The organism is Synechococcus sp. PCC 7335 (assembly GCF_000155595.1).
Lineage (GTDB): Bacteria > Cyanobacteriota > Cyanobacteriia > Phormidesmidales > Phormidesmidaceae > Phormidesmis.
In genome coordinates this window covers 3,043,861-3,061,592 of sequence record NZ_DS989904.1, presented here as the reverse complement: position 1 = coordinate 3,061,592, position 17,732 = coordinate 3,043,861, and the positions used below count along the sequence as shown (strand labels likewise).

At 48.1% G+C, this 17,732-nt stretch carries 16 protein-coding genes; 10 read left to right on the top strand and 6 right to left on the bottom strand.

The features are described 5' to 3' along the window. Positions 1-39: 39 nt before the first annotated feature. Positions 40-1,188 carry a geranylgeranyl reductase family protein gene (locus S7335_RS13315; protein ID WP_006454850.1) on the top strand — a complete coding sequence of 383 codons (1,149 nt, stop codon included), beginning with the start codon at positions 40-42 and terminating at the stop codon, positions 1,186-1,188. Positions 1,189-1,230: 42 nt separating this feature from the next. Here the strand turns inward: S7335_RS13315 and S7335_RS13310 are convergent, their stop codons facing one another. Then, a complete protein-coding gene (locus S7335_RS13310; protein WP_006457155.1) occupies positions 1,231-1,473 on the bottom strand; it encodes a hypothetical protein in 243 nt (80 codons plus the stop codon). Positions 1,474-1,684: 211 nt separating this feature from the next. Here S7335_RS13310 and S7335_RS13305 point away from each other — a divergent pair, with 211 nt between their 5' ends. Next, entirely contained in the window at positions 1,685-2,050 is a 366-nt protein-coding gene (locus tag S7335_RS13305) for a hypothetical protein (RefSeq protein WP_006453607.1), read from the top strand. 44 nt (positions 2,051-2,094) lie between these two features. Then, on the top strand, positions 2,095-3,123 hold the full coding sequence (locus S7335_RS13300; RefSeq protein ID WP_006454246.1) for a DUF928 domain-containing protein: 1,029 nt from the start codon (positions 2,095-2,097) through the stop codon (positions 3,121-3,123). A gap of 15 nt (positions 3,124-3,138) precedes the next feature. Here S7335_RS13300 and S7335_RS13295 read toward each other — a convergent pair whose 3' ends face one another. The 3 genes from S7335_RS13295 to S7335_RS13285 all read right to left on the bottom strand — a co-directional run bounded on the left by S7335_RS13295 (position 3,139) and on the right by S7335_RS13285 (position 7,642). Then, positions 3,139-4,272, bottom strand: a complete 1,134-nt coding sequence (locus S7335_RS13295; protein WP_006457040.1) for a glycosyltransferase — start codon at positions 4,270-4,272, stop codon at positions 3,139-3,141. Positions 4,273-4,443: 171 nt separating this feature from the next. Then, a complete protein-coding gene (locus S7335_RS13290; protein WP_006456868.1) occupies positions 4,444-5,595 on the bottom strand; it encodes an NAD-dependent epimerase/dehydratase family protein in 1,152 nt (383 codons plus the stop codon). A gap of 814 nt (positions 5,596-6,409) precedes the next feature. Further along, positions 6,410-7,642, bottom strand: a complete 1,233-nt coding sequence (locus S7335_RS13285; RefSeq protein WP_006455327.1) for an esterase-like activity of phytase family protein — start codon at positions 7,640-7,642, stop codon at positions 6,410-6,412. 199 nt (positions 7,643-7,841) lie between these two features. On the opposite strand from S7335_RS13285, the gene S7335_RS13280 reads away from it, so the two are divergent. From S7335_RS13280 to S7335_RS13250, 7 genes are all read left to right on the top strand, one after another. Then, positions 7,842-8,828: a pseudouridine synthase gene (locus tag S7335_RS13280; RefSeq protein ID WP_006455298.1), complete on the top strand. Its 987-nt coding sequence runs from the start codon at positions 7,842-7,844 to the stop codon at positions 8,826-8,828. After that, positions 8,746-9,798, top strand: a complete 1,053-nt coding sequence (locus tag S7335_RS13275; protein ID WP_369791691.1) for an alpha/beta fold hydrolase — start codon at positions 8,746-8,748, stop codon at positions 9,796-9,798. The genes S7335_RS13280 and S7335_RS13275 overlap by 83 nt, the downstream gene beginning before the upstream one ends. A gap of 130 nt (positions 9,799-9,928) precedes the next feature. Beyond that, positions 9,929-11,212: a DNA cytosine methyltransferase gene (locus S7335_RS13270; protein ID WP_006453857.1), complete on the top strand. Its 1,284-nt coding sequence runs from the start codon at positions 9,929-9,931 to the stop codon at positions 11,210-11,212. Positions 11,213-11,386: 174 nt separating this feature from the next. Then, positions 11,387-12,376 (top strand): cysteine synthase A, encoded by a 990-nt coding sequence (locus S7335_RS13265; protein ID WP_006456957.1) that lies wholly within the window; start codon positions 11,387-11,389, stop codon positions 12,374-12,376. A gap of 173 nt (positions 12,377-12,549) precedes the next feature. Further along, complete coding sequence (locus S7335_RS13260) at positions 12,550-13,320, top strand: ZIP family metal transporter (protein ID WP_006453499.1); 771 nt, start codon at positions 12,550-12,552, stop codon at positions 13,318-13,320. Positions 13,321-13,435: 115 nt separating this feature from the next. Beyond that, positions 13,436-14,806 (top strand): glutathione-disulfide reductase, encoded by a 1,371-nt coding sequence (gorA, locus tag S7335_RS13255; protein ID WP_006455761.1) that lies wholly within the window; start codon positions 13,436-13,438, stop codon positions 14,804-14,806. A gap of 607 nt (positions 14,807-15,413) precedes the next feature. Beyond that, the gene (locus tag S7335_RS13250) at positions 15,414-15,683 is read left to right on the top strand and encodes a Mo-dependent nitrogenase C-terminal domain-containing protein (RefSeq protein WP_006456051.1); all 270 of its coding nucleotides are present in this window, start codon (positions 15,414-15,416) and stop codon (positions 15,681-15,683) included. 343 nt (positions 15,684-16,026) lie between these two features. On the opposite strand, the gene cysE is transcribed toward S7335_RS13250, so the two are convergent. Both cysE and S7335_RS13240 read right to left on the bottom strand, forming a co-directional pair. Next, positions 16,027-16,866 carry a serine O-acetyltransferase gene (gene cysE / locus S7335_RS13245; protein WP_006455510.1) on the bottom strand — a complete coding sequence of 280 codons (840 nt, stop codon included), beginning with the start codon at positions 16,864-16,866 and terminating at the stop codon, positions 16,027-16,029. Between the two features lie 221 nt (positions 16,867-17,087). Further along, entirely contained in the window at positions 17,088-17,729 is a 642-nt protein-coding gene (locus tag S7335_RS13240) for an SOS response-associated peptidase (protein WP_006456514.1), read from the bottom strand. Positions 17,730-17,732 lie beyond the last annotated feature (3 nt).

Genomic DNA, 17,732 nt, shown 5'->3' with positions numbered 1-17,732 from the left:
CCCAACCTCGCTTGACTATACTTCCACATTTTGGCATTTATGTTCGATTGCATTATCGTTGGTGCTGGCCCAGCGGGTAGCACTGCTGCTTATCACCTTGCTAAAGCAGGCTGTTCTGTGCTGCTGCTAGAAAAAGCGGAGCTGCCAAGATATAAACCCTGTACTGGAGCTGTATCGCCTAGTGTCGCAGACTGGTTCGACTTTGATTTTTCACCTGCGATCGCTAGCGAAGTTAGACAGGTGCGCTATACCTGGAAACTAGGTGATGCTATAGATGCCGAGCTAGAGACAGATCCGATCTGGAGCGTGGATAGAAAAGTATTCGATCAGTTTCTAGTCGAACAGGCTCAGCTCGCTGGTGCTAAAGTCCAAGACCAAACGACGGTAACCGGGGTGGCCTTTGAAGGAGATCACTGGGAGGTTTCGACTGTCAGTGGTGTAGAAAGGCGATTGGCAGAAAGGCTAACCGGGCGATATGTGATTGCAGCAGATGGTGCGAAGGGACCACTAGCTGGCTGGCTAGGCTTTAGAGAGCACAAGCTCAGGGAAGCAGGTGTCTTAGAAGTTGACACCGCGGCATTGGTTGAGCATGGAGCATTCAGCTTTGAGTTTGGACTAGCAAAAAATGGCTGCTTGTGGAGCTTTCCTAAGCCGCAGGGATACTCGATGGGAGTGAGTAGTTTTGTAGGCAATTCAATTAACAATCCCCAGAAGCTACTAAGTCAGTATGCGTCTGCTTTTGAGGTAAATGCCGACCAAGGAAGCTTCTATACACATCCGCTAAAGCTATGGGATGGCAACTATCCGCTGCATACAACTCAAGCGCTGATAGTCGGTGAGGCAGCCGCAATTGTCGATCCGCTGACAGCAGAAGGGATTCGTCCGGCAATGTATAGCGCAATGTTGGCAGCACAGGCTGTGAAGGCGGCCATAGAAGGAGATAAAGGGGCGATCGCTAATTACACTCAGCTCATCCACGAAAGCTGGGGAGCCGATATGCAGTGGGCTCAGCGGATTGCTACCGTCTTTTTTCGAGTACCCAAAATTGGCTATCGGGTAGGAATCAAACGCCCAACTGCAACTAAGCGGTTAGGACAGATCCTAGCCGGTGAAGTTAGCTATGCAGATATCGCCAACCGAGTGATCAAGCGGATTAGTACGAGCTTTATTCCCGGAAGAAACAATTAATCGCTATATATTGCCGATCTCTCCCTCTGCTTGCTACCGCGACTAGTTTGCGCCCATGTCAGATACTGGCTGATTAATGCTGGCAACCGTTGGCTCAATAATTAGATCATCGACGCCAGTTAAAGTAATGCCCGCGTCCTCGCCCGCCTTGATCAGTGCCTGACGAAAGGTGCTGACATCTTCGCCATAGCCGCAAAGACGCGCAGCAACCTCGGCACCCTGTGGAGCATTCGCCTTAGCACAGTCAATTAAAGTCAAGCCTGTTAGCGGTGTATTAGCGGACATTAAAAAGTACTCCGTGGAAAAATTGACAGGTGAGTAGCTCAAGCTAGCGTAGCGGAATAGTGGTGAGATCAGCTGTATCTACAGAGAGAAATCAGGTCTTTGATAATTGACTCTTCGCTCAAGGCTTAATCGAATAGAAATAAGGCTATTACCATAGCGTTTCGTCAGCGATTAGGCAATTACGCCGACTTTCATAGGGTTAGTGATCATCATGGATATCAATCTCAACGACGACGTGATCAAAATTCAGCTCGAGCCTATAGAGCGGCTATGGAGCTTTCATATCAGTCAATGGATTGAAGTGCCGCTTTCTCATGTTCAAAGCATTCGCTTGGAGCGGCCTCGCACGAGTTGGCAAGAACTTAGAGCCCCGGGTACCTATGTGCCTGGACTGATCAAAGCAGGTACCTACTATACTGAACGAGGTCGAGAGTTTTGGTACGTCCAAGGAGAGCAGAGCTGCCTCTGCTTGGATATAACAGACGGTTACTATAAGCGAATTGTGCTAGCCTCACCGCGAGCAGATAGGTGGCGATCGCAAATACAATCCGCTATAGCTACTCAACCAAACGCTTGATGGAGACAAATTACAAGCTCGTTCTACCCCAATGCTCATCTCCGATGCTCATTTTTAGAGGCCAAGTACAGTCGCGCCAGAGCCTATTGAGTCAGAGCCTATTGAGCCAGAGCCTATTAAGGTTAAGTCGAAATGTCCTAGGTGTGATCGTCCTTAGCGCTCTATCATTCTTTCTATCCGAATCAGCCGCAGCACAGCAGCTGCCGCCCTTACCAATTGAGCTTGACCCTAGCGAACTTATCAACCCGGGCAGACCCGGTAGCAGACGTAGAGACAATAGTGCTAAAAAAAGCTGTCAATCGTCAGGGTTGCCTTTGAGCGCGATTACCTATGCTGATACACAAGTAGTCACTGAACTAGGCAATACTCGTACCAGTGAAACTGTAGGCACACTAACGACACTAGCTCGGCCTAGTTTATGGTTCTATTTGCCTCAGGCTTTGACCCATACTTCAACAGAGTTCGTGATAAGAGACAGTAGCGATCGCCTGCTATATCAGGGTCGCCTGTCAGGTAGTGCTGATAGTGACGGTATCGTTGCAGCTCCTCTACCAATTTCGCTATCGTTCAACACACCCTATCAGTGGTCTGTCACTGTTGATTGTGACGAAACCGAACGTACTACAGTGAATGGATGGATAGAAAGACGCTCACCAGACCCTAGTCTTACTAACAATCTAAATGCAGCTAACAGCCAAAATCGCGCCGCACTTTATGCTAACGCTGGATTCTTGCAAGACGCGTTGACTGAGCTAGCTAGTTTGCGAAACCTACGGCCAAACGATCCAATTATCGAGCAGGAATGGCAGTACTTTCTGACAGCTCTAGATGTCTCAGAGTTAGTCGGTGTTCCGATCCTAGAGTGTTGTGAGATTAGCAATGCACCTATTGAGGAACCCACTGAAGACCCCCTGCTTGAAGACTCTCTAGCGCCTGCAGCGGCTAGAGAAGAAGTAGAAGATACGCAACCTATTCCTACTGAACCGGTAGAAGAAGATGCGCAGCCTATTCCTACTGAACCGGTAGAAGGAGATGTTCGTACTATCTTGCAAAGAGCAAGGGATAGAGGCTAATAAGAAGTGGGTTGTTTATGCTGCGATCGCACCTATCCCTGCATTTAGCACCTCAATGTAGAATCTCTCCAGCTGGCGAGTTGCGCCTTCCCAGCCCCAGCGCTCCGCTTCTACTCTGGCATTCTGCCGCAGCAATTCTTTTTCTGCCTTCATTCCTAACAGCTTTTGTGTAGCAGTAATTGCACCCTGCTCATCTGCTGGGTCAAACATAAAGCCATTCACTCCATTGGTCACAATGTCTGGAATACCGCCTGCGTCTGCGGCAATCACCGGACAGCCCGCCGCCATCGCCTCTAATAACACTAGACCCAATGTTTCTGTCCTAGAGGGGAAGATAAACGCGTCTGCTGAGGCATAGGCCGCGCCTAGCTCCTCACCAGCTAAATATCCCACAAAGTGAGTCGGCGTTCCCTCAAAGTGTTCTTCTAGCTCCTCACGATAAGGACCATCGCCCACTAGCGCCAACCTCGCATCTGGAATGGATTCGAGCACAGGTTTAATCCGGTCGATCTCTTTCTCGGCAGAAAGACGACCAATATAGATCAAGATAGGCGCCTCTGGATGACCTTGGGTGAGACGCGATCGCATCTCCTCACTCCTTAAGTCAGGCCGAAATAGCTCAGTGTCTACCCCTCTTTGCCACACTCTGACCCGTTCAATCTCATGCTCAGTCAATTCTTGCTGCATCGCTGTAGACGTACATAGATTGATCGCTGCCTGGTTGTGCATCGCCTTTAGCAGCTCCCACAGCACCCCTTCTAATAGCCCTAAGTTGTAGTGTTCTAAATACTTCGGAAGATGCGTATGATAAGAGGCCACCAGCGGAATATTCAAAGCCTTACTGTAGTAAATTCCACCTAAGCCCAGCACCGCCGGATTGACGACATGAATCAAATCAGGATCAAAATCTTCTATTGCCTCACGCATTGAAGGTCGAGGAAACGCTAGCTTCAGCTCAGGGTAGAGCGGTAGTGGAAAGCCAGAAACGCCTTTAACCTTTGCACCTTTGTATTCTGTCAAACCCCCTTCAGGGCAAAACACACATACCTCATTGCCAAAGCTCTGAAGATATTCAACGGTATGCTTAAGTCGAGTAACAATACCGTCTACTTTGGGAAGAAAGGTTTCAGTAAAAATAGCAATACGCATAGACGATCATGAATATGGGAAGTGGACTGTGACTACATTCGATTGGCGAAATAATACTCAGGACAAGTAAGCATCAAATGATAAAGGCAGGTGACTATGCGAAAGGTCAGCTTGTAACAATGACAAACCGACCTTTTTCTCGAGAGTTTAGAAGCTCATAAAACTGGAGTGCTATCGACGCCAGCTAACAGTAGGTAGAATCTGTTTCTTATCGACTCTGTGTCTATATTTTATAGCGGTATTCAGTACAGAATCTAACAGGGAATCAGAAAGCATATGCGGCTCTAAACCAAGGTCAATTAGCTTAGTGTTCTTCGCGTTGAAATAGTGCTCTTCTGCTTCGACGCGGGGGTTGTCTAAGTTAGTGACTTCTACATCTAGGCCTAGCGTATTCCCGGCTTTCTTCACCATCATCGCCAGATCGTTGATGCTAAACATTTCTGTAAACTGGTTAAAGACTCTAAACTCACCCTCGTTGGCTGGGTTTTCACAGGCGATCTCAATGCAGCGAACGGTATCGCGGATATCTAGCAAAGCCCTTGTCTGACTACCCTTACCATAAACAGTTAGGGGATGACCCACAGCAGCCTGAATGCAGAAGCGGTTGAGCGCCGTGCCAAAAACACCATCATAGTCAAGGCGATTGATCAACAGCTCATCCATTCCGGTTTCTTCTGTCAGTACGCCGTAGACAATACCCTGGTTTAGATCAGTTGCTCGCAGGCCCCAAATCTTACAGGCAAAATGAATGTTGTGAGTGTCGTGGACTTTACTGAGGTGGTAGAAGGAACCAGGACTCTTCGGGAAAGGAAGGGTATCTTCTCGTCCGTTGTGCTTGATGGTAATGTAGCCTTCTTCAATGTCGATATTGGGCGTGCCATATTCACCCATGGTGCCAAGCTTAATCAGGTGACACTCTGGGAAATGGTCGCGTAGCGCGTAGAGCAGGTTTAGATTGCCCAAAACATTATTGGACTGGGTCATGACGGCATGTTCGCGGTCAATCATCGAGAAAGGGGCAGATCGCTGTTCGCCAAAGTGCACGACCGCATCTGGCTGAAACTGAAGCATGGAGCGTTCTAAGAACGGATAGTTGTTGACATCACCAATAAAGAGTTCGATGTCTTTACCAGTTAGATCCTTCCAACGCTGCAGCCGAGTTTGGATAGGCGCAATCGGAGTCAGAGTTTCAGACTGGAGCTCCATATCCCAGAGCCTGCGCACAAGGTTATCTAGAATCGCTACATCATGACCTTTATTGGAGAGATAGAGCGCTGTTGCCCAGCCGCAGTATCCATCACCACCGATTACTAAGACTCGCATGTTGCTTCTTTATGAAACCTTTAATTAGTGTTCTTTGCTGATGCTCAATTTATCAGGTTTAGGGCGCTTGATGGGTATTTCTTACAAACAGCTATCTGTAAAAGAGACCTAACGGACATGGAAAACCTAGGTGGTCAAATGTAGTAGGTTAGCTAAAGTTCAAACACTGGCGGATTTTTAGCCATCTTGCAGATAATCAGGACGTGGCCAACGAAGTTTTTCTATCTTGGCGTAAAAGTCGAAAAGGCGCGACCGTTCGCTGTTTAAGACAAGTTTAAAGCGAACGCGAGATTGAACCATTCGCCATTTGTAAACGTCCGTCTAAAGATAGAACTTTGGGTGACTATCTATTTAACACTGTCGATTGAACAACGGTAGAAATCTTGGGAAAAGATCTGTGCTTTCAACATCAGTCTAGTCATTCCCATAAGATCCTACCTGAAACAACCTGAAGCAGTACAGAGAGGGTATTTTTACTGCTGTAGCGTAGTCAAAACCTATCGACAGCGTTGAGCATTAGGTTGTTGTGTCTCTGCCTGGGTGATTTTAATCAGGGGTGAGCGCTTCAACTGGCGATCGCTTCAACTGGCGATCGCTTCAACTATAGTGGGCATCTTGTCCCCCCGTACCGCAGCTGGGTACAAAAGCAGCTGAGTACAAAAGCTAAGCGTAGCAAAATAGAAGGGAATAGAACAAGAAACGGGGATAGTCGCATTTCTGTTCTAATGCACAACCTTGATACCTACGAAGAGCTTTCCGCTGATTCTGCCTCCTTTGTAGTTGCTGGACATACTCACCTACGTCTAGCCTCAAATCACCTCTGCTTGAGTTGAAAGACTAACAGGCTAGTTTCTTGATCGTTTGAGAAATTGTCATCACTCATAATCAAAAGGCTGCGGCTAAGGGTTTTCTGAGACTCTGAGCGATCGCGCCAAGTTGGTCCAAACGTCATAGCCTCATAGTTTTGTAATGGTAGCTGTAGATCGGCAAAATCTAGCACTAGCTGTTTGCGAATGGGGCTAATGCCGCTGGTGTTTCCTTTCAATGACTCGACAGCGCTAATGTCGGTAGCACCACCCGAAGCTAACTGAAATAGCTTTAGCGTAAAGCCACTCAGTCCAAAAGAGCGCTCTAAACTCAAAAAGTGTCCACTTTGGTCAAGGACTGCAATTTCCGATAAACCATGAAGGATTGCGCCTGTAGGAGCAATATCCATTTCGTACAGATGCTCTGAGATTAGCGTGGTTTGGTAAGGACTGATGGTGTAGTGGATCAATCTATTTTTGTAAGGGACTTCGGGTTCAAAATCTAGATCTTGTAGCAGTGGGCCTTCAGTAGCAACGAACAAGCGATACGGCTCGTAAACGCCGCCTGTACCGGAAGAAACATTAATGGCAAGTGCTTCAAAGCTTAGGTTTTCTTGAACACCGAGGGTTTGTCCTTCACTATCGTCAGGCGGGACATCAGGCAGATAACGAGCAGGAACCTGAATGGCCGTTTTGAGCTGGCCAGTAGCGATATCGTATTCACCCACAGTAGGCATAATCTGACGACGAGGAGAGCCTTCGGTAGAGATGAGCAAAGTGCCGGTGGGAGTAAGGGCCATCCCTTCGGGATCCAGGGTGCCAGCAGGGAAAGGATTGCCAGCGCCATCGGTGAGATAGGTAACCGATTCGATAGATATAATTGGACTGCGCTCAGAGGCTGTAGGAGATGGGGAAGTTGAAGGGGAGAGATTGCTGATTTTCAGGGTGTAGAAGCGAGGGCGATCGCGGCTATCAGACAGTGCATAGAGGCAGTCATTAGGCACGTCGTAGGCGATCGCAGAGATTCCACCTACCGATTCACCCTCAAATGTCTGTTTTTCTAGCGTTGCACTGCCTACAAGCTCCACGGAAACATCTAGAAATAACCGATCCTCGGCGCTGACTCTTGGGATGGCACAGCCGCTAAGTAGGCCACTCAGAAGGCAGAGTATTAGCAAGCTACAAACTAAACTGCGTTTGAGCAGATGATGATGAAAGCCAGGAAAAAAGTTGAATGCCATCAAATGTCTAGCCAGCAAGTGTAGTGTCAAATGTAATGTAAAAAGATGAAGGTTCATCGCTACCCCGCGATAGATTATCTGAAGAACCACTAAGCGCAGATGAAAAATCGTGAGGTCGTACCATCGTAGTTGGCATACAAGTGGTTTCTAGCGAAGAAAAAAGAGTGTTTGAAGAGAGAATGTTTAAAGAGAACAAAGCTTGCTAAATCAAGGATGGACCTATTTAGACAAGGTACCGGCAGCGGCGGTTGGTCAGACCGTGCTAGATTTCTATACTCAGCGCTATCGACACTCAAAGCGAGCCGTTTGGAAAGCGCGAATTGAAACGGAACAGATTCTACTTGATGGCGATCGCACCCAAGAAAATACGCTGCTAAAGCTAGGGCAGATCTTAAGCTATGCGCGATCACCCTGGGAAGAACCCGCTGTCCCGCTTGATTTTGATGTTCTCTACGAAGACGAAGACCTATGGGTCATTAACAAACCTGCTGGCCTTCCTGTCTTACCTAGCGGTGGCTTCCTAGAACATACCTTGCTCTACCAGCTTCGAGTCCGCTATCGCGACTGTCAGTCTGCCCCTGTTCATCGCCTGGGGCGCGGCACATCTGGGGCTATGCTAATAGCCAAATCACACATTGCTAAAGTCCAGCTCTCTGAGCAATTTAGGAAGCGTAGCGCCAACCTCAGCTCTAACACTACCCCCAACACCGCCAGCACTTGTACTTTAGGCAAAACCTATCGTGCGTTGATCGCTCCGACCACGCCTGATCAGCTACGCGATCGCTTCATCTGCACTTACCCTATCGGTAAACTACCGCATACTCGGCTCGGCTATATCTATGGCCACCTGAGGGATGCGCACTCGCATGAAAAGACAATTGGCCCAATCAATAGTATGGTTTCTCGTAGCGAAGGCAGCGTTCTTCGGCGTCGGGCTCACTCTACCCTAGTTGAGATCACTATCCAAACTGGCAGACCTCACCAAATCCGTATCCACCTCGCTGCTGCAGGCTATCCGCTTCTAGGCGACCCGCTATATTCTGCTGGCGGCGTTCCCGATCCGCATGGCTACGCTCTTCCTGGCGATTGTGGCTATCACTTACATGCCCATCGCCTTCAATTCGCTCATCCCCGCACGGGTCAATCCATCGCTATCACTGCCCCTCCACCCGCTATCCTTTCCTGAGTTCATGCCTTTTTCACCTGACTATATTCTCTACGCTCAGCACGGCTGGGCTGATATCAACCAAGGCATCGGCCAGTTAGCTAAGACAGTTGCTAGTCCCACCGCCAAGGTAGTCGTGCCGAACCTAGGCTTTGTTAATACCTGGATTCGTATCGAGCCACTGATTGATCGCGTAGAGGCGATCGCAGAGCAAACCCAGGCCGAACATCCCGGTATTCCAATTAGAATCGTTGGCCATTCCATGGGTGGCTTAATATGGCTAGAAGTCTTAGCCCGTCATCCTGAATGGTGGCCGTTAGTCGAATCACTTGTGCTCGTGGCCTCTCCGGTAGGCGGCGCCGATCTAGGTAGGCTGATTGATCCGTTTGAACTAGGCATTGGCATCGCCAGAGATCTTGGCCGCAATCGACGGGCGCTAGCCGAACGCATTGCCACCGCAGTGCCTACTTTAATCATTGCTGGCGATTATTTAGAAGGGAGTGACGGTGTAGTGTCAGTAGAGTGTACTAAATTTAACCGGGCAAGCTACATAGTAGTTCCCGATATCAATCATATCCGGATGAAAAGGGATCCAGCCGTTGCAAAGATCATTCAGCAGTTTTGGCGCAGCAACGATCACCTCTGTTTACCGCAGCCAATAGAAAGCTTTTCTAGTTACGTTATTCATCAGCTACAAGCTATCCCCGGTATCACTGACGCTTGCTACAAAGGCTTCGAGAGATCTCAACTTTGGTCTTTATTGCCCCGTGGCCTTATCCTACGCACCTGGCAGAACCGTATGGGTATTCACCACGTCTTTTTAGCTAATTATGCAGGAGACTGTCTCTTTGCTGGCTTCGTCGGTTGGCCTCACACTGCAGAGTTGTACAAAAGACTATTCGATCTAAAGCGTAGTTGCCTAGCTATGACCACCCAGGAACTCGTTCGCTCAATAGATATAGACAAAGAAGTAGAGGCACGAAACTTGTAACATCTGCGCAGCATAGGCAGAGCTGAATATACTGTTGACGCCGATTGTCTCAATCTACGTGAAATAACGTTGCTCTGTTCTCCCTGTTCTAATTCTTGAATAGGAGGAATAATGCAGTAGAGTATGTCGCATGGACAGTGCTGAAAACAACAGACCAATCGCGATTGACCTATTTGCCGGAGCTGGAGGACTGTGCCTAGGCTTCGAGCAAGCGGGTTTCGATGTGCCTGTAGCCATAGAAATTGATCCCATCCATGCTGCAGTTCATCGGTTTAACTTCCCGTTGTGCAAAGTGATTCCCCGATCGGTCAAAGAAGTTACCGGCAAGGAGATTCTTTCTGTTGCAAAGCTATCCTCTCAACAGCCGATCACAGCTGTGATTGGCGGTGCGCCCTGCCAAGGATTTTCTGTAATGGGGCCGCGTTCGCTATGTGATCCACGCAATGAACTAGTCAAAGACTTTTTGCGACTAGTTGATGAGCTTCAACCTAGCTACTTTGTGTTTGAAAACGTGAAAGGATTGACGTGTGATCGCAATCGACCCGTTCTAGAAGCGATTATCGATCAAATCGCCGCGATCAACTACCGCTTGGTTGACCCATGGCAAGTGCTGAACGCTCGCAACTATGGCATCCCTCAAAATAGAGAGAGATTGTTCCTAGTCGGGGCTAGAAACAACACATGCTTGCCTATCTATCCAAAACCTTTAAAGCACTCTCCTACTTGTACCCACGCGCTAGGTGATTTACCGGACGTCGAACAATTTCACAGTTTGATCAACAAAGGAGAAGTTATAGTTTGCCTATCTCAACCCCACAGTGCCTACGCAGCTCGCCTACGCTGTCAGTCGCGAAGAGGTTGGTATTACGGCTATCGACGACAGTGGGACCCCTCATTGCTAACTAACAGCATTCGCACTAATCATTCTCAACAGTCACGTGATCGGTTCGCTCGCACCCCCCCCGGCACCCGCGAACCGATCACTCGTTTTTTTCGCCTACCGCCAGATGGCGTCTGCAATACACTTAGAGCGGGCACTGACTCGGCAAGAGGCTCTTTCACAAGCCCGAGGCCCATTCACTACCGGTATGCTCGCTGTATCACTGTGCGTGAGATGGCCAGACTCCATGGCTTCCCCGACTGGTTTCGGTTTCACAGCACCAAATGGCATGGTGCTAGGCAAGTTGGCAATTCGGTACCGCCGCCGCTAGCACGGGCGATCGCCCTCGAAATTCTCAAAGTCCTTGATCATACCCCTACTGTACCCACTCAGATATTGCCTGCTGGAAACGAGCAGCTACTCACTATGGTTGCCTCAGAGGCCGCAGCCTACTGGGGAATTGAGAGTCCTATCCGCCAACGTAATAAAGTACCTTCTCGCAGCGCGAACTCACTGGAACTTGCAAAGGTTTAGCCCATCTCTAAGGATTCTTTTAGAGCCATCTCCTAGCTATTTCCTAGTCACCTTGACTAGTGACCCTTAAAGGAGCGCTTGGACGTTCTAACTGAACGATAGATTCTTTGAAGCTGTACTCTGCTGAACCGTTCCCCATTAGGATAAAGGGGTTGAATGGCAAAGCAGACGCGCATGGATATTAAATCGGGTTTTGTAGGTACGGTTGGCAATACACCCTTGATTCGGCTCAATAGCTTTAGCGAAGAAACTGGCTGCGAGATTTTGGGAAAAGCCGAATTTCTAAATCCTGGCGGATCGGTTAAAGATAGGGCGGCGCTGTACATTATCGAACAGGCTGAAAAAGAAGGAACTCTAAAGCCTGGGGGTACGGTTGTCGAAGGGACCGCTGGCAATACTGGGATTGGCCTAGCTCATATCTGTAATGCCAAAGGCTACAAGTGCGTCATCATCATCCCTGAAACGCAGTCGGAAGAGAAAATTAGCTTGCTGCGAACGTTAGGAGCAGACGTACGGACGGTGCCCGCTGTGCCATACAAAGATGAGAATAACTATGTCAAGCTGTCAGGTCGTCTGGCTGCCGAAACCGAAAATGCCATCTGGGCCAACCAGTTTGAGAATCTAGCGAACCGCCAGGCACACTATGAGACTACTGGCCCAGAACTGTGGGCCCAAACTGACGGCAAAATCGATGGCTGGACGGCAGCTACCGGAACAGGCGGAACCTATGCTGGCGTAGCGATGTTCCTGAAAGAAAAGAATCCTGAGGCACGTTGTATCGTGGCAGACCCGATGGGAAGCGGCCTGTATAGCTATGTAAAAACGGGTGAAATCAAGCCAGAAGGCAGTTCAATTACAGAAGGAATTGGCAATAGTCGTGTCACCGGGAACATGGAAGGTGCACCGATTGATGATGCTATTCAAATTGACGACCACAAAGCCTTAAGCGCCATCTATCAGCTCTTGTACAAGGAGGGATTGTTCATGGGCGGCTCTGTGGGGATCAATGTCGCAGCAGCAGTAGCGCTGGCTAAGGAAATGGGACCAGGCCACACGATTGTCACGATTTTGTGCGATGGTGGTGCTCGCTATCAATCCAAAATATTCAACAGGGACTGGCTAGCGTCTAAAGGGCTTTGGTCTGATGAGTTTTTGCCAGGGTAAGCAACGAGTGAGCGATCGCTCCCGGGTAAACAAATCCATAAAAACAAATGGCACACAAAGCGTACTCATAACGAGTATGATTTAATGGTGGTCAGCGCTTGTCATACTTTCGGTTGTCATGCTGTAAAAGTGACCAGCTGTCCAACCAAACTGTTCAACAACGAAGGCTGACTATGAATAGTGTTCTGATAGGTTTTTTAGCCAGCTTAGGTGCTGGGCTCGCGACCGGCTTAGGCGCCCTACCAGTAATGCTGCCGTTCGGCTTATCGAAAAAAGCGCAGGGCATCTTACTAGGTGTAGGGGGTGGTGTGATGCTGGCAGCAACCTCATTCTCGCTGCTCATTCCAGGTACCGAGGCGGCAGTCGCACTTGGCTATTCAAAAACGGCGGCTGCTCTCTTAATGGTTGTAGGTGTTTTGCTAGGTGGCGTAGCGCTTTGGATAGCCCACACCTTTTTTCCTCATGAACATTTCTTCAAAGGTAAAGAGGGTAAAGAGAGCGAGTACTTCGAGCAAATATGGCTGTTTGTGATTGCGATCGCCCTTCACAATTTTCCTGAGGGACTAACCGTTGGCGTTGGTGTTGGTTCTGGAAACAGTGGCGGTTTGGCGTTAGCCGGTGGCATTGGCCTACAGAATATTCCAGAAGGGTTAGTGGTTGCGATCGCTCTTCGCAACTTAGGCTATAGTCCACTTTATGCTTTTTCTGTCTCTACGCTCACCGGTCTTATCGAACCTATTGGCGGACTGCTAGGTGCTAGTCTCGTCAGCTTTTCAACAGCGCTTCTACCTTGGGGAATGGCCTTTGCCGCTGGGGCTATGCTGTTTGTCATTGTCGATGAAATTATTCCAGATATCGACCAAAAAGCGATCGGGCAAGTAGGCACAGTCGGTGTGATGGTAGGCTTTGTTGTCATGATGTTTCTCGATGTAAGCCTTGGATAAAAAGAACTCTAAGCAGGTTTTCCTATTCCGATTTCTAACATCCTGCTTTCGAACAGAGCTATTTATCTGTAACTCACTTAGGATCAAAAGAACTATTCATTCTTGCGTTTAGACTATGACTTACGACTTTGATCTCTTTGTAATTGGCGGTGGCTCGGGCGGCATTGCGGCTTCTAGGAGAGCAGCTTCTTATGGAGCAAAGGTCGCTGTGGCCGAAGCTCACCAACTAGGTGGCACTTGCGTGAACCGGGGCTGTGTTCCCAAAAAGCTGATGGTATATGCTTCTCGCTTTCCTAAAGCAATAGAAGAATCAGCAGGCTATGGCTGGAAGAATGAACTAGGTGAGTTCAATTGGAAAACCATGATCACAGCCGTTCAAAATGAAGTTGATCGGCTAAACGCTATCTATCAGCGCATGATAGATAGCGCTGAAGTGAAACTATATCGACAATATGCCAAACTGCTAGACGCGCATACAGTAGAAGTCGGTGATGAGAAGGTCACTGCTGAGAGAATTCTAATCGCGGTAGGCGGACATCCGGTGAAGCCAAAAATTCCTGGCATCGAACATACAATGAGCTCTGATGGAATGTTTGAGCTGGCTAAGCAGCCTAAGCGAATAGTGATCTTGGGCGGTGGCTACATCGGCTGCGAGTTTGCCGGGATCATGAACGGCTTAGGCACTGAAGTCACGATGGTCATCCGCAAAGATCAGATCCTACATGGCTTTGATGAAGATCTACGTGACGAACTCCATGAGGCGCTGCAAAAAGCAGGCATCAAAATCTTCAATAGCTCTGAGATCGTGGGGATCGAAGAAGATGAGAGCGGTGTCCTCGTCAAAATTGCAGATAAGGACTCCGAAGAAGATAAAGATAAGATGCATACAATCGTAGCTGACGCAGTATGTCTATCGGCAACAGGTAGGGAACCTAGCCTAGACGGCTTAGGGCTAGAGAATACAGCGGTAGAGATAAACCAAGGCGCGATCGCCATCGACAAACATTGCCAAACTGCAGACCCTAGCATCTACGCCATTGGAGATTGTACCGACCGCATCAATCTCACTCCAGTTGCAATCAATGAAGGCCGCGTCTTTGCCGATACCCTCTATGGTGGAAAAGATCGACTGATGAGTTACGACTATGTTCCTTCTGCCGTCTTTACAACGCCTGAAGCGGCTTCAGTAGGGATCACTGAGAAAGACGCCATTGAAGAGTACGGAGAAGAGAATATTCATGTCTTTCGTTCTCGCTTTCGTTCGATGTATTACACCTTGCCAAATAAAGACCAAAAAACTTTGATGAAGCTTGTTGTGCATACCGAGAGCGACAAAGTATTAGGAGCGCATATGGTAGGCGATCACGCAGCAGAAATTATTCAAGGAATTGCGATCGCTCTGAAGATGGGAGCGACCAAAGCAGACTTTGATGCAACTGTTGGTATTCATCCTAGTTCAGCGGAAGAGTTTGTCACTATGCGCTAAGCACTTCTACTTACAAGAGATCTTTGGAGACAAAGTTTAGGTACTCTTACTTACCTTCTAACTAACGAAGAAGTCTCCTTCTCTTTTGGCTAAGCACTTCTACTTACGAGAGTTTGCAGCTCGATTCATAGCGTCCTCATAAAGTATTTTCGAGGACGTTTTTTGATAGCTGGTGGTAGACCCGTTCAATGAATGTCATATGTAGCAACGGTTTCAAAGATGATGATAAAAGGTAGCTATCGGTTTAGAACAGCCAGATATTGGATTGGTCACATCATCTGCATTAGAAACATGTGAACTTTGCATAATTTATAATCAAAATGTTCCTTAGGAACTTGTCATTCTCTATAGGAAGACTAGGATAGTTAACGAAAGGAAAGAGATATACACTTTTAAGTAGATAAAAATGACCACATAAAAATAGAGAACGATAATACTTCCGCAGAATGTTAGAGATAATTTCTGATATATCTCTGATAATCTGACTAACTCTTCGGGTACCTTCGTTGAAGCTAACGCAGTCCCCCCTAAAATCTACTTAAAAATTACCGAAATCTACTGAGTTATTAAGCTCTTTTCTATCGTTGTGGTTCAAGCTTTACCTAAGATGAAAGACACTCTGAATATTCTCAGACTAATACGTAATTGGATTGAAGACATTCCTGTTCAGAACGAAAAAACCGCTCACCGCATCATTTCCCTAATCCCAGCAGACTGCCCGTTTGAGCGTGATGTCAAACTCTTTCACCGTACCATTGCCCACATACCTCCTATGTGCAAGCTCAATCCCCTTTACGACCAGCTCATCATGCTGAGGTTCAAAGCCATGTGTTACTTAGTCGATGAGTGCGGCGTAGACGGTGCAGCAATTTCCTAGGAGAGTACATTCACCCTGTCTCGTTATACAGTGAATTGAATATAGGAAGACTTGAAGCAAAACCCTTCAGATTGCTTTGTCTTCGGTATTTCTCCTTGGTAAGAACACTACAAATGAGCAGGACAGTATGATCGCTAGTACCTACTGATACTTTCAATGCCGCTAGGAAACGTTTAATCGCGATTGACTTCAATAGCCGTCTAGCAGCAACGAACCTGCTGATCTACCATTAGCTGACTTACCATTAATAGTAGCTGGTAAACAGAGCTGATTTTGTTTATTTGACCATCGCTACATCATCGCTGATGACGCGCCAAAGTGATTACATTTCAGCGTCCACTGTCTAAATCCCAGCTCCGTCGAAGAACTCCTGCAGAGCGCGATCATCGAGATTACAGCACTTACTACCATCACAGTTCTCTCCGACTGCACCAAGAGACATCAAGCTCTCCAAATCAGCTATCTTAACGGCTAATTCCTCTTCACTTTCGAGTGCTTTGGCTCCACGTAGCTCAGCAACTTCGTTTTCTAGCGCAATCATTCGATCCATCAGCGCCCGAATCGCTCTCGCCTCTGAATCAGGGAGCTGCGCGTGCTCTAGCGGACCTATACGTTCACCCGAACGATAAACAACCCTACCTGGTACACCGACAACTGTGCAATCAGACGGTACCTCTCTAAGCACCACAGAGCCAGCTCCAATTCGCACGTCATTGCCAATTTGGATGTTGCCCAGTACTTTGGCGCCTGCTCCTACGATCACCCCTGTCCCTAAGGTTGGATGGCGCTTACCAGACTCCTTACCTGTGCCCCCTAAAGTCACGCCCTGATATATCAATGACAGGTCACCCACAGTAGCCGTTTCACCAATCACCACACCCATGCCATGATCGATAAACACACCACAACCAATCTGCGCACCCGGGTGAATTTCTACGCCGGTCAAAGCGCGAGCTAGATGAGACAGCAGCCTCGGTACAAAAGGTATTCCTATATTCCACAGCCAGTGCGCTAAGCGATGAATGACCAGCGCCTGAAACCCAGGATAGAGAAAAATAACTTCTAGCCAGTTACGAGCCGCCGGATCACGATCAAAGATGATGCGAAAGTCATGGACAATAGCCTTGAGCACAGTGGGATTTCCCTTTAGGTAACGGTAGCTAGCAGGTCTATTGCCTGCCATCCTAATTGAACTATTAACAAACTAAAATTATCTTAGCGTTTGATTAATTTGTCTCCAACCCCTAGAAGGTTCGGTTTGCAGTTGTACCTTTTGAAAGAAGCTATCACTGCCCACTACCTCTAGTGATATCAAGTCTATGGTATCAAGCTCAGTGATACTAAACTCTATGACTAGCAAGTACTACAACTAGCACAAGTACTATAACTAGCAAATAAGCTAGCTCATTTACTATTAGCGCTAACTAAGTCTGCACTATCATTGCGAACGTTATTGACCTCACGGCTCACTGGCCTAGCTGCGATCGCCTGCATATAAGCTGTGGACTGATCTGCAGCAGTCGACTCGCCAGCTAACCAGCTACGGTAGCTATCAGGCGCTAAGACAACTGGCATACGGTGATGAATCTCTGCGACTGGGCCGACTGCTGGCTGTGTGAGGATAGTAAACGTTACAGCTGGGCTAGCCTCTGCGCTAATGTTTTCGTTAGCTTTTTCCCAAAGCCCCGCAAAAGCAAAGATTTGTCCTGGGTAGTCGAAGTAGATAGGCTGCTTACCAGTGGCTGTGGCCTGCCATTCATAGAAACCAGTAGCTGGAACTAAGCACCGTCGTTTCGTCCAGGCGCTTCTGAAATAAGGCTTGGTTGCGGCTGTCTCGATTCGAGCGTTGTGCGGCGCCTTCATTCCGGCTTTGGCCCAGGCTGGTTTCAGTCCCCACTTGGCTAGACCAATGCGGTCGTGAATGATAATAGGTGAGCTTGCGCCTGGCGCGCGGTTCCAGGTTGGGATAATTTCTATACTGTTAGTGAGTCCAAAGATATCCCTAAGCTGTTGCATCTGGGCATCTAGCGTAAAACGAGCACACATAAC

What these genes read in the sequence shown, in the direction of transcription:
- S7335_RS13315 (WP_006454850.1), top strand. Translation starts at nt 40, where the DNA reads ATGTTCGATTGCATTATCGTTGGTGCTGGCCCAGCGGGTAGCACTGCT.
- S7335_RS13310 (WP_006457155.1), bottom strand. Translation starts at nt 1,473, where the DNA reads ATGTCCGCTAATACACCGCTAACAGGCTTGACTTTAATTGACTGTGCT.
- S7335_RS13305 (WP_006453607.1), top strand. Translation starts at nt 1,685, where the DNA reads ATGGATATCAATCTCAACGACGACGTGATCAAAATTCAGCTCGAGCCT.
- S7335_RS13300 (WP_006454246.1), top strand. Translation starts at nt 2,095, where the DNA reads ATGCTCATTTTTAGAGGCCAAGTACAGTCGCGCCAGAGCCTATTGAGT.
- S7335_RS13295 (WP_006457040.1), bottom strand. Translation starts at nt 4,272, where the DNA reads ATGCGTATTGCTATTTTTACTGAAACCTTTCTTCCCAAAGTAGACGGT.
- S7335_RS13290 (WP_006456868.1), bottom strand. Translation starts at nt 5,595, where the DNA reads ATGCGAGTCTTAGTAATCGGTGGTGATGGATACTGCGGCTGGGCAACA.
- S7335_RS13285 (WP_006455327.1), bottom strand. Translation starts at nt 7,642, where the DNA reads ATGGCATTCAACTTTTTTCCTGGCTTTCATCATCATCTGCTCAAACGC.
- S7335_RS13275 (WP_369791691.1), top strand. Translation starts at nt 8,746, where the DNA reads ATGCCCATCGCCTTCAATTCGCTCATCCCCGCACGGGTCAATCCATCG.
- S7335_RS13270 (WP_006453857.1), top strand. Translation starts at nt 9,929, where the DNA reads ATGGACAGTGCTGAAAACAACAGACCAATCGCGATTGACCTATTTGCC.
- S7335_RS13265 (WP_006456957.1), top strand. Translation starts at nt 11,387, where the DNA reads ATGGATATTAAATCGGGTTTTGTAGGTACGGTTGGCAATACACCCTTG.
- S7335_RS13260 (WP_006453499.1), top strand. Translation starts at nt 12,550, where the DNA reads ATGAATAGTGTTCTGATAGGTTTTTTAGCCAGCTTAGGTGCTGGGCTC.
- gorA (WP_006455761.1), top strand. Translation starts at nt 13,436, where the DNA reads ATGACTTACGACTTTGATCTCTTTGTAATTGGCGGTGGCTCGGGCGGC.
- S7335_RS13250 (WP_006456051.1), top strand. Translation starts at nt 15,414, where the DNA reads ATGAAAGACACTCTGAATATTCTCAGACTAATACGTAATTGGATTGAA.
- cysE (WP_006455510.1), bottom strand. Translation starts at nt 16,866, where the DNA reads ATGGCAGGCAATAGACCTGCTAGCTACCGTTACCTAAAGGGAAATCCC.
- S7335_RS13240 (WP_006456514.1), bottom strand. Translation starts at nt 17,729, where the DNA reads ATGTGTGCTCGTTTTACGCTAGATGCCCAGATGCAACAGCTTAGGGAT.